General features: G+C 62.2%; 7 protein-coding genes, 1 tRNA gene and 3 pseudogenes. 9 read left to right on the top strand and 2 right to left on the bottom strand.

Translation table 11 applies throughout. The annotated features are described in order from the left end of the window. On the top strand, positions 1-1,077 hold a 1,077-nt coding region (locus AC1D34_RS29255), incomplete at its 5' end, for an HlyD family secretion protein (protein WP_476826098.1). A gap of 349 nt (positions 1,078-1,426) precedes the next feature. On the opposite strand, the pseudogene AC1D34_RS29250 reads toward AC1D34_RS29255, so the two are convergent. Then, positions 1,427-1,513: pseudogene (locus tag AC1D34_RS29250) on the bottom strand (cold-shock protein); the annotation flags it as partial. 139 nt (positions 1,514-1,652) lie between these two features. Between AC1D34_RS29250 and AC1D34_RS29245 the strand changes: the two are divergent. The 8 genes and pseudogenes from AC1D34_RS29245 (at position 1,653) to AC1D34_RS29210 (ending at position 10,479) form a co-directional block, all read left to right on the top strand. Beyond that, positions 1,653-1,928, top strand: a complete 276-nt coding sequence (locus tag AC1D34_RS29245) for a YMGG-like glycine zipper-containing protein (RefSeq protein WP_441508950.1) — start codon at positions 1,653-1,655, stop codon at positions 1,926-1,928. Between the two features lie 229 nt (positions 1,929-2,157). Beyond that, positions 2,158-2,233: transfer RNA gene (locus AC1D34_RS29240), tRNA-Ile, on the top strand. Between the two features lie 82 nt (positions 2,234-2,315). Beyond that, positions 2,316-2,593, top strand: a pseudogene (locus AC1D34_RS29235) (IS6 family transposase); the annotation flags it as partial. A 157-nt stretch (positions 2,594-2,750) separates the two neighbouring features. Further along, entirely contained in the window at positions 2,751-4,244 is a 1,494-nt protein-coding gene (locus tag AC1D34_RS29230; RefSeq protein ID WP_441508949.1) for an ABC transporter substrate-binding protein, read from the top strand. Between the two features lie 860 nt (positions 4,245-5,104). Next, on the top strand, positions 5,105-6,103 hold the full coding sequence (locus tag AC1D34_RS29225; protein ID WP_476826097.1) for a DMT family transporter: 999 nt from the start codon (positions 5,105-5,107) through the stop codon (positions 6,101-6,103). Positions 6,104-6,484: 381 nt separating this feature from the next. After that, positions 6,485-6,709: pseudogene (locus AC1D34_RS29220) on the top strand (site-specific integrase); the annotation flags it as partial. 496 nt (positions 6,710-7,205) lie between these two features. Continuing rightward, positions 7,206-9,050, top strand: a complete 1,845-nt coding sequence (locus tag AC1D34_RS29215) for a beta strand repeat-containing protein (RefSeq protein WP_476826096.1) — start codon at positions 7,206-7,208, stop codon at positions 9,048-9,050. Then, positions 9,004-10,479: an autotransporter family protein gene (locus AC1D34_RS29210; protein ID WP_476826095.1), complete on the top strand. Its 1,476-nt coding sequence runs from the start codon at positions 9,004-9,006 to the stop codon at positions 10,477-10,479. The genes AC1D34_RS29215 and AC1D34_RS29210 overlap by 47 nt, the downstream gene beginning before the upstream one ends. A gap of 1,202 nt (positions 10,480-11,681) precedes the next feature. Here the strand turns inward: AC1D34_RS29210 and AC1D34_RS29205 are convergent. Continuing rightward, a partial coding sequence (locus tag AC1D34_RS29205) for a hypothetical protein (RefSeq protein WP_476826094.1) occupies positions 11,682-11,876 on the bottom strand: 195 nt, incomplete at its 5' end.

Genomic DNA, 11,876 nt, shown 5'->3' with positions numbered 1-11,876 from the left:
GGGTTGATCACGGTGATCTTCTACAATCACCCCTCGACCACGAACGCGACCCTGCTCTTCAGGGCCGTGCCGATCATGCCGGAGAACAGGGGAAAGGTCGCCGAGGTCTTTGTCGGGCTCAGCGGCAGGGTTGAAAAAGGAATGCCCCTCTTCCGCCTCGACAGCAGCGAGCAGGAAGCGGCGGCCGAGACCGCCCGCCGCAGGATTGCCGAAGCAGAAGCTGCGCTTGCCGTCGCGCGGTCCGACCTTGCCTCGAGTGAATCGAAGACCCAGGAGGCGAGAAGCGACCTCCAGCAGGCGCAGGATKAATTGCGGACCAAGCAGGAATTGATGCGACGGAACGCGAATGTCGTCGCGCAGCGTGAGATCGAGAGGCTGGAGGTCCGTGTCGCCGGCCGAGAAGCCGCCTTGAACTCGGCGACCGCGGCGCACGATACCGCACAGATCCGGATCTCGACGCTGCTGCCGGCGCAGAAGGAAAGTGCTCAGGCGGCCCTGGCTTTGGCCCAGATCGATATCGACAAGACCCTGATCAAAGCCGGCTTCACCGGTCGCGTCGAACAATTTGCGCTTCGTGCCGGCGATCTCGTCAACCCGAACATGCGCGCGGGCGGCGTCCTGATCCCCGAGGAGGCCGGGCGCTCCTCGTTGCAGGCGGGCTTCTCCCAGATCGAGGCGCAGATCATGAAGGTGGGCATGGTTGCGGAGGCCACCTGCATCTCGAAGCCCTGGGTCATCATTCCGATGGTGGTGACCGGGCTGCAGGATTTTATCGCAGCCGGGCAGTTTCGCGGCGGCGAGCAGCTGATCGATGTTCAGCAAATTGCCAAGCCAGGCACGATCCTGACATTTCTCGAGCCGCTCTATCCCGATGGACTCGACGGGGTGACGCCGGGCAGCAGCTGTATCGTCAATGCCTATTCGAGCAACCACGACCGCATCGAGGCGAAGGACACCCGCTCCGTCAAAAAAGTCGTTCTACATGCGGTCGATGCAGTCGGGCTGGYTCATGCCATGCTCCTGAGGATCCAGGCGCTGGTCCTGCCCATTCAAACCTTGGTTTTCTCTGGACACTAAGCGGCAAATACTCGGAGAGCGCTGGGAGGCCGGCGGTGCTCCACCATGGAGGCTTTTAGGCGGGTAGCGCGAACATGATCGGCTTATTTCGCGCACCAAGCTCCCGTGTGGCGCCAACAGGGCCCGGGTCACTTTCCGAAGCGGCGCATCATCGACGGCACCCACCCGCATCAGCTACAGATCCCGGTGCCCGGAACGGGGCTCGGGCGCTCGCTGGTTCCGTGGTGGCATGGTGTCGTGGCCACGATTGGCAGAATCGACCGTTCTCACCAACCGGTCGCTCCTATTCCCGCTTCTGCTTTCCAAACACTGCTGATGCTGAAGGCTTCGCCGCGGACTTGGGAGGCGAGGCCCTGATATGAACGAAAACATCCTGCCCGCCATCGTCCGGCCGAACAAAGCCAAAGCCTTTAGTCGCCATGACGCACCTTTCCATCAATCGATGATCCAACATTGCATGGCACGATGAACGTCCACACGAATTCCCGACTTAGGCGGTCGCTCTGGGATCTCGGACGTCTTAGCCTAGATTGATGCGTTCGCATTCGCGCGCTGTCTTGAACAAGGACCCCAAAATGCTCCGTTCGATCACATTCGCCGGCTTCATCGGCCTCGGCCTTTCACTCGCAGGCTGCAACCCTGAGTCTCAGTCGCACCGCACGCTTGGCGGCGCCGCCATTGGCGCTGGCGGTGGTGCGCTCATCGGTGGGATCGCGGGCGGCGGACGTGGTGCCGCGATCGGTGCCCTTGCTGGTGGCGTGACCGGTGCGGTGGTCGGCCGGGCAACGACCCCGAACAACTGCATCTTCCAGGACACGAGCGGCCGCCGCTTCACCGGCCCCTGCCCGTAAAGCGACCTGAGCCCACCTGTCGGGCCAATCAGCCGCTCCGCAGGGGCGGCTGTTGCGCGGGGGCCGATGTGTCCGTCGTGACATAGGTATAGGGCGCCCCCGGCTCCGGGCTGCGCGGTCCGGCCGTGATCACGCCGGCCCGTTTTAGCGCCGCAACGGTGTCTCGGTTCCGTTTGCGGGCCGTTCTCGCGTTTTGCCGGGCAGACCGGGAGGGTGTTAGGCGAAGGGTGGGCCGGTAGCTCAACGGTTAGAGCTCGCTGCTCATAACAGCGCCGGTGCCGGTTCGAATCCGGCCCGGCCCACCATTTTCCTCTCAATAGCCTTGCCATCCGCGTTCTCTCGGCGTTGTCACTCCGGCGTGGCGGAGAGCTGTGTGGATGGGCGGGCATGAGCCAGTCGACCATCAGCTATAGACGCCATCGATTTCCGCCTGCGATCATTGCTCATGCGGTGTCGCTGTATTTTCGCTTTCCCCTGAGCCGTCGCCTTGTCGAGGAGATGCTGCCGGAGCGCGGCATTGCTGTCTCCTACGAGACGGTGAGGCGCCGGGCCCTGAAATTCGGGCGGGAATAAGCCCGTAGCCTGTCGGCGGCAGCGGCGGCCAGAAGCACTGGCTGTGGCGCGCCGTCGATCAAGAGGGTTATGTTCTTGATGAGTTCACGCAGAACGGCTCGGCGAAGAAACGCCTCCATTGGATTTTGACCGCGAGAGAACGTTCTATTTTCACATGTCACAATAGAATTGTGGTCATTTCGGCGCGGTGCGAAACTGACGGACTATCCGAAAGGCACAGGCCCCAACGCGCTCCAAAAGGACCAGATGATGAAGCTCAAGGTTGGCCGATGGCTGGTTGCAGCCGCCTTGGGGTTCGCCACCCCTGCGCTTGCCAGTGCAGACCGCTTGGTGGTGGATCTGGCGGCCGAACCGTCGACGCTCGATCCGCAGATCCAGTGGAATCCCGATAGCTACTACGTCTACCGCAACATCTTCGACAACCTCGTCACCCGCGACGACAAGGGCGATATCATCCCTCAGATCGCCACCTCTTGGCGCAGCCTGTCCAATACGGAAATCCTATTCACGCTGCGCAGTGACGTGACCTTCCATGACGGCTCAAAACTCACCGCCGAGGATGTCGCCTTCAGCATCAAGCGTATCACCGACGCGTCCTTCGGGAGCCCGCAGCGCGGGCAGTTCGACAAGATCGTTGCCGCCGTACCCCTCTCGGCGACGGAGGTGAAACTTGTCACCGACGGGCCCTATCCGGCTTTGCTCGCCCAGCTCGTGAAGCTCTCGATCGTGCCAAAGGCGGTCGTCGAGAAAGTCGGCAACGACCCCTTCAATCTCAAGCCGGTCGGGAGCGGTCCGTATCGTTTCGAAAGCTGGCAGCGCGGCGTTGCCGTGACCCTGAAGCGCAACGATGACTATTGGGGCACCAAGGGTCCATTCCCGACCGTGCTCTTTCGCGCCGTGCCTGATGGTGCGACACGCGTCGCCAATCTGCAGGCGGGGAGCTCCGACCTTGCCGTGGGGCTCGACAACGACCAACTCGCCCAATTCAAGATGTCGCAGCGGGTTAAGCCCCTGACGGCCCTAACCGAGCGCCTCGCCTATCTGCGCCTCAATCCGAACCAGCCCCCCTTCGATAACCCCAAGATTCGCGAAGCCGTGGCGCGAGCTGTCGACAAACAGGGCATCATCGACGGCATTCTGGGCGGGCAGGAGAAGCCCATAGCGCAGATGTTGACGCCGGCACATTTTGGCTGGGCCGAGGGCATCGCCGGCCCCACCTACGACCCGGCGCGCGCCAAGGCGCTTGTCGCCGAGGCCGGGGCTGCAGCCAAAGTGCCATTTGCGCTGACCACCGCGCCCTTCTTCGATCAGCGTGTCGTCCAGGCGATCCAACAGCAATTGCGCGATGTAGGGTTCGAGGTGACGATCACCTTGGTCGACACGCCGAGCTTCCTTCAAAGGACCCAGCGCGGACCCCTCGACTCTCCCATCCTCGCCATCAGCCGCTCCTCCTGCGCTTGCCAAGACGCGGACGGTGCGCTGTACCAACTCTTCCACTCCGGCAATGGCTGGACAATCGTCGAGAACAAGGAGATCGACGGGCTGCTCGACCGCGCGCGCGCGACGCTCGATCCCGCAGTACGATTGGCCGATTATCGCAAGATTCATGAAATTGTTGCGGCGACACTGCCCGTCGTACCTCTTTATCAGACCGTCGTCGGCTATGGTGCCGCCAAGCCACTGCAATTCAAACCGACGCCGAACGAAAGTCTGTTCCTCAACCGCATGCGTTGGGGGGAGTGATTCGAGCCTAGCTGGCATTGGCACGTTAACTGCCGGCGAGCGTCAGGGACTGAACCGGTCGCCGCCGGGTTCGGAAGCGCAAACCTACCTAGGCTTGGTCGATCGAATTCRGTTTCTCGCGAAAGTCATGCCCTGAACCCAGTCGGCCAATCATCCTGTTGCTGCGTGACCCGGTCGATTGGTCAGCCGACGGAGTCATACAAATGCCTCCGATCCCGAATGGGGGCGATTAATTCGGCGCGCCCCAATAGCGAATACATCACCATCCGCTCGGAGCCATGGCCGCACGTCCTCTCAGACATCGGCCTAAATGATTCAAAAGAAACCATAAGCACGGCGGGTGGCTGCCCCGACTTTGCGCGTTTGCGACCGTCCAGCAAGAGGCGCAGAGGCCGTTCGGGAGCGGGTTATCAGGCGCATGTGGACCCCCACCCTCGGTTCGCCTGACAATCCACTTCCCGACGCTCGGCTACGCGCCAAGGTCATAGAACTCCTCACCTTGACGCTCCCGACAGCCAAGGCGTCCGATCTCGTCGATAGGCTCCGTAATCTCGACGGTATGTCGGACGTAAGGAGGCTGCCTTTGCTTTTGAGCGCCGAGAACCCTCCCCTGGCCTTCAGTTGATCGGATGCCGGCAGCCTTGGCGGATGTGGAGCTACCCGCCCGTCATGCATCGCCGTGCTTCGGCTTCGGGATCGCGCGGATGCAAGTAAGGGGCWCCCATCGGGAAGGCAGGGCGCGACGACGGAGGACCACATCGCATGCAAATTTCACATGGCGGGTAGGGCTTCTTCGCTCGGCGATTGCGCCGCGAATTCATAGTTTGATCACGATCATGCGTCTTGCTTGAATCAAGGATATGGCGCGCCGCCAGATCGAAATTCCCGATCGGATCGATATGTCACCCCCGTCTGCAGCTGCCACCGCGGCCGATTGCGATGCCTATTCCTCTGACGTATCGATAAGGAAGCCTCCTACCCGTCCCGCCGGTATCTCGTTACCCGCGGACAACACCCTCCTCGCCATAGGTCTCATCCTGGCGAGCACATTGTTCTTCGCCGCCGGAGACGTCTCGGCGAAACTCCTGACGGCAAGCCTTCCCGGCGTGCAAGTGGCGTGGTTGCGCTATCTCGTATTCGTCATTCTGGTTGTGCCGACCGCGTTCGCTATGAGCGGCAGGCGCGCCCTCGTGGCCGCCTCGCCCGGCATGCAGACCCTTCGTGGCCTCGCAGTGGCTGCCTCCGCGATGCTCTTTATTTTGGGCCTCACGCAGCTTCCCGTTGCGGAGGCAACCGCCATCAACTTCATATCGCCCATCTTCATCACGGCCCTGTCCATCCCAATGCTCGGCGAGAAGGTGGGCCTTCGCCGCTGKGCAGCGGCAGCGGTCGGCTTTGCAGGCGTGCTCATCGTCGTGCGACCGGGCACCGCTGGGTTCAGCTTGGCGGCTCTCCTTCCAATGGGCGCCGCCATGTGCTGGGCGGTGGCCGCGATCGTGACGCGAAAGTTGCATGCCGAGCGGTCGGAGGTGACGATGGCCTGGTCCGCGCTCATCGGCTTCGCGGTGCTGTCCGCGGGCGTGGCCTTCTCCTGGCATCCTTTGACACTGCGGGAGATCGGGATCGGCGTGGCCATGGGCTTGTTCTCGACCATCGGTCACTGGCTGGTCATCCTCGCCTTCAAGAAGGCCCCTGCATCGACGATCGCCCCGTTCTCGTACGTGCAGCTCGCCTCCGCCGCCCTGCTCTCCTTCGCCATCTTCGGGGCCGTCCCCGAGGGAATGACCTTCCTCGGAGGCGCGGTGATCGCGGCGAGCGGACTCTACACGGCCCACCGGGAACGCATCCGGGCTAGGTAGCTGTCGGCGAGCGAGGCTATGGAGCGTCTCGCCAGCCATGTAGTCTTGGCCACCTGGCGCTTGAAATCAGGTGCTGTGGGCGCGGTATCGGGCAATGGCTTAGGCCGTCGCGATCTTCGCATGGGCGAACAGGCTGATGCCGCAATCGGGCGATCGATCCGAGCTGCGGTGCGAAAACCGCCTTTATCGCGCCCGGAACCCCTTGGGAGAACGGCTTCATCGGGTCGTATGTGAATAGGCATCCAATTTGACCCCGGATCGGCGTCCTGCGTGACCCCGCGTATCTCGAATATTCGCTAATCGATTCAGGAACCTGCCGCCGATTTGATGGGGTGAGCCTTGGGCGCCGATCGGGGGTCAAACGGTATGCCGCTTCACAAATACAGCCGGCTCCTCGACGAATGGGTTGCCTTCATCGGGCTAGACGCAGCGCTTTACGGGACCCACAGCCTCCGTCGGACCAAAGTGGCCCTCATCTACAAGCGCAGCGGCAATTTGCGAGCATGCCAGCTTCTCCTTGGCCACACCAAGTTGGAAAGCACCGTGCGTTACCTGGGCATCGAGGTCGATGATGCCCTCATTCTGTCRGAGCAGACGGATCTGTGATGACCTCAGGCACGGTAGGCGACCGCCGTGCCTCGTCGCGAACGGCTAATTCGGGTGGAATCCAGAAGTTCGCCACGCTGCACCGCTGGCATAAGCGCGCCACCGCCAAACATTGGCGGACTGCCCGAAAGCAGACGTCGCTAGATTGAAGTTCAGCGGCTGATCATGGTCCCTTCCCTACGGTCATAATGCCTGTCTCCGTCGGCCCCGTAACTGCGCCGACAACAGAATTCAGCCGGTGATTGGGTCGTACGATCGAAAACCGTAGCGTCCGCGCAACAGATTCTCAAGATATGCGGGTCCGCATCGACGCCGACCATGCCCACGTAAACATTTTGTAGATGTCGCCGGTGCTTTCTCTGAGCATCGTCACTGCGTAGCCTATGTGATTCTGATTCTCAGCTGCCTTTGCCTCTGCCTTTGATTCTGACTTCGACTGCTCGCAACGTGAGCGCGTACTGATCACGCTCGCGAGCTACACGCGAAAGGGAGCGGTATGGATTGGGGGCGTGTGCTTTCGGGCGCCGGCGTGAAACGTCGGAAACTTTGGCTTCTGGCGGCCTCCGCGCTGACGCCGTTATTCTTGGGCATCTCGGGGGGGGCCGCCCTGGCGCAAACGTGTGGGGCACTTGACGGATCCAATAGCGCTACCTGCACATCGGCCGGCAACGACTATCCCGGCGGCATCAATTACTCAACCAACAATACGCCCATCTTAGTCACGCTTCAGCCGGGTGTCCGGGTCGTCATCCCCAAWGGCTCTGGTGTCGTAGACTCGGTCAACCTTGCGAACACCACGGGCCCGATCGGCACGCCCGGCGCCAATGCCACTCTGACCGTGGACGGTGCCTTCATCGACAATACCGCTGTCACTGGCCCTAATAAATCTGGGCTGCGAATACAGGCCAGCGGGAGCGCCATAATTACGGCAACGAATACCGAAGTTCATGTGACCGGTCTCCAAAGCACCAATGCGATTTGGGCGATCGTTCTGCCAAGCTCGACCCTGACCACGGCGGCAACGGTGAACTATAACGGTCCGGGGGTGACCTCGATCGGCACGGATTTCTCGACCGTCATCCAGGCGGACAATCGCGGGAGCGGTCCTGCCACCATCGAAGCAACCGGGGATATGACAGGCATCGCGCTCGGAGCCGGCGCCAACGGTATCACTGGCCTGTTCGCTTCCGGGGGAAGCAGCGGAACGGTACTGTATCACGGCGGCTCGATCGCCGTCCGTGGGAACTTTGCCAACGGCATCTATGCGGCAGGCAACACGGCTATAGTCACCACCGATCCGGGCACGACCATCACGGTCTTGAGCCTGACCGGCGAACGGCTGAAGCCGGGCATCGCTCTTGATTCGTTCGGGACTGCGGCGGCCAATGATGCGCTGATCGCAAACGTGGCGTCGACAATCCAGATGGCGGGTCCCGCGGCTCCAGATCCCGGTCTCCGCAACAACGGTTACGGCATTCGAGCGTTCAGCTTTCTGGACGCGCCAATCTCGGTGAACTACACCGGCCCAGGCATTACGACGTTTGGCGGGAACGGGATGGGCATCGTTGCTCTTTCCGGCGGGGGTAGCGTCAATGTGACTTCATCCGGCCCAATCACGACGCACGGCTCCGGGGCAGTCGGCATTTTCGTCGATAGCACCAACCTGGTTGCAAGCTCGCCGAGCGAGTTCCGGCCGACGCCGGTCTTCACCGGAGTGCCGACCGGGACGGTGCAGGTGAATGCCACGAATGTCTTGACCACAGGGCAGTTCAGCTCCGGGATCGTCGCGAAGGGAGCACGCGACGTTACGGTCAACGTCGCGCCAGGCGGATCGATCATGGGTGGCTGGCAGGCCGACCTTACCGGCGGCTCAAGCCTCTTCGGTCTGCCCGCCGCCGGCGTGGTGCTGAGTTCGACCGGCGGCATCGCGACCCTGATCAATGATGGCAGCATCGGCGCACTGTCAGATCGCGCGGTACTGGGCGATCCGGTAATCATCAACAACGGCACGATGACGGGTTTTGTCACGCTATCGGGGGTCAACAGCTACATCAACAATGGCGCCTTCAACCTGCGCCACTTTGCCGACACCAACGGCGACAGCTTACGCGACACGGTGCGTGTCGCTGTTTCGGATCTTGGCGGACCGGGCAGCACGTTCGCAAACAATGGGACTTTGGCCTTGTTGGGGGCTCCGGGCGCTACGACGCTCGACAGCACCGGGCAATACTTGCCGCAGGGTAACGTGCTGAATGCCATGACGCTTGGCGGCCCCCTGCAGGGCCAGCTCATCGGTGTCCACAGCTTCGTCAACGCTTCGGCTCGACAGCGTGCTCGATAGCGGCGAGCCTTCTCACTCAGACGTATTGGTGGTGGACGGAAGCAACGTGGGCGCCGGCGGCGCCACTTCAATTCTGGTCCGGAATGCCGGTGGCCTCGGCGCGCTCACACCGGGCAATGGCATTCTTGTGGTGGACGTTCCCGCGGGGGGCGGAAGCACCCAGCCCGGGACGTTTGCACTAGGCGGCCCTGCGGTGGCGGGTCCATATGAGTATAGTCTGTTTCGCGGCGGGGTTGCAGGCGCTGCGCCCGCGCCCGATAGCTGGTTCCTTCGTTCGACACTTGCTCCGCCCGAACCGATCCAGCCCGGTTCTGGCCCGACGCCGGCACCCCCGAACTCGGGTATTCCGAATTTCCGGCGCGAAGTCTCGCTTTATGCCGCGCTTCCGGCAATGGGACTGACCTATGGCCGCACCCTGATCGACAGCCTGCATGAACGGGTCGGCGAATTGCACCCGCTCGCGCTCCCGGCCGTCACCGAGGAGCGGACGATCTGGTGCAAGAATCCGGAGAAGAACTTTCGCTGCACCACCACCGTGCAGCTGCCGGCCGGCGCCAGCGTCCCCGGCAACACCTATGCATCGGCCGGCTGGGCGCGGATCATTGGCCAGCACGGCAACCAGGACGGTGGCCCCTGGGGCATCTTTCGCAACGGCCCGAACTACGATTACGATATCTACGCCTTCCAGGCCGGGCTCGATCTCTATCGCAGCCTTGGCACTGACGGCAGCCGCARCCACGCCGGCCTCTATGCCGCGATCGGACGGATCGAAGGCGATGTCACCCATTTCAACGGCATCAAGGCCGGCACCAACACCATCGACGGCTATTCGCTCGGCGCCTACTGGACGCATTTCGGACCGTCCGGCTGGTATCTCGACGGGGTCGTGCAGGGCACCTGGTACGATGCAGAGGCTGACTCAAAGCGCTTGTTCAAGTTGAAGCGCGATGGTTTCGGCTTCGCGGCCTCGCTCGAGGGCGGTTATCCGCTCCAGCTAGGCAACGGCTTCATCCTTGAGCCACAGGCACAGATGATCTACCAGACCCTGGCCAACGGATCCGGCCGTGACGAGGCGGCGCTGGTGCGCTTCAGCGATGCCGATTCTCTGGCCGGCCGCATCGGCGCCCGCCTGGCCAAGAGCTGGACGCTGGAGGAGGATCCGCGCGCCAAGCCCCGCCTGCTCACCGCCTGGCTGAAGGCGAGCCTCTGGAACGAGTTCCTCGGCGATCCCAAGACCTCGTTCTCCTCGGCCACGGGGCTGATCCCCTTCCACGCCGATCTCGGCGGCTCCTGGGCCGAACTCAGGACCGGTGTCGACGCCCAGATCAGCAGGAACACAGCGCTCTACGCGTCGGCCGGTTACTCGATCGGGCTCAATGGCCGCTCGCGCGCCTATGACGGCCGGCTTGGGATCAAAGTAAGTTGGTAGCGCAAGCTGTGAGCGTCCCTGAGACCGTTGCTGAAGGGGCAAAGCGATCGACGCTACATCTAAAGGGCGAGTGCGGCCAGCGCGTCACCTGGTAGGCGCGGGCGTCTGCGGGGGAGCTTCGCGATTGCACCAACCCGGCTGTCCTTACCCTGTCTTGCCTTCAGTCGAGTTGCCCGGAAGCGGACCCTGCAGATGTCGGTGACGGGCCGCCAGGCTAGGATGATTTAATTTCCGAGTTGGGTCGTTTCCGGAAAGGGCGACGGCGGACCACCAACGTCCGGGATGGGAGCCGGCCGGATTGCATCAAGGCGTTCCGTTCGGCGCGCCCAGTTCCTCATCGACCTCGCCCTCGAAGGCGCGCTTCTTCCCCACGATGAAGCGTCGGTAGCCTTCAGGGCCGATCTAGGCATTGACACCCGCCGTCTCGGCACGTTTCCGCTTGCCGATCGGGACGGCATCTCCTCAGTCGGGCTGAGTTTGCGGTCCGGTCGGCAGGAGCTTTGCCATTTTCCTGAGGTTCTGGACGGTGGCTACGACGAGAGCGGACGTCGTTCCCCAAGCAGACATGCGATGGAACCGGACGTGGTAATGGGCTACCTTCCAAATTGGCTTCCCAAGAAGCTGTCTCCATTGGACCTTAAGTCCTACGTCTACATAGTTTTCGAGATGGAGACCCGGGAGCGATCAATGCGGTGTACCCGATATTCGAGCGCGGTTGTCATTGGCCTTGTAGCGAGCAGCCTGGTTGCAAACGTGAAGGCGGCAGAGGGCCCCTTAGTCACCTATCAAGGAGCCTGGCTCGCGGACGACCTCGCTTGTGGAGACGTATTCACGCCGGGGCGTAAGGGAATGATGTTCAAGGTCCCTACGGAGCTATTCGTCCCTGCCTTCATTATCTCCGGGGATCGCATCAGCACGCCTTGGACGGCCTGCCGGATTGGCGCCGTCAGCCGCATCGGCGACCGTGATAACCTGTCACTATTCTGCGTCCACTCTGTTACCCGCACCCAGTCCTCCGCGATCCTAGCAAAAGGGTCAGACGGGCGCTTAAAGCGCTATTCCAACGCCAGCGATCAAACCGGCAGCAACTACAGGCTCTGCAGTAAATAGGCCTCCGGAGGTCTCAGTGTGACACTGACAGACCGCCGGTAAGCAGATCTTCGGTTGGTGCTTTATGCCCCCGGCTTCGCGGGGATCGCCCCTTAGGGGACCTTCGACGATGCATGCAATGGGGGYTTGATGGCCTGAGCGACCGCTGCGGCGATCTTCTGCGCTACGCCACTTTCGAGATCGATGATGTTCCCGGAATGCAGGTCGGCCTCGTAAACAGCGGACCAGCGAATGGCGGCCGTTTCTCCATCTACGAGCCGGCTGGTTATTCTGAGCTTGTTATCGGC

Source organism: Allobosea sp. P1_A7, assembly GCF_056406775.1.
The sequence above is the reverse complement of the archived record's forward strand: the minus strand, read 5'-3'. Positions and strand labels throughout refer to the sequence as shown.

Bases quoted from the DNA above. Each gene is read 5' to 3' on its own strand.
- AC1D34_RS29245 (WP_441508950.1), top strand. From the start codon at position 1,653: ATGCTCCGTTCGATCACATTCGCCGGCTTCATCGGCCTCGGCCTTTCA.
- AC1D34_RS29230 (WP_441508949.1), top strand. From the start codon at position 2,751: ATGAAGCTCAAGGTTGGCCGATGGCTGGTTGCAGCCGCCTTGGGGTTC.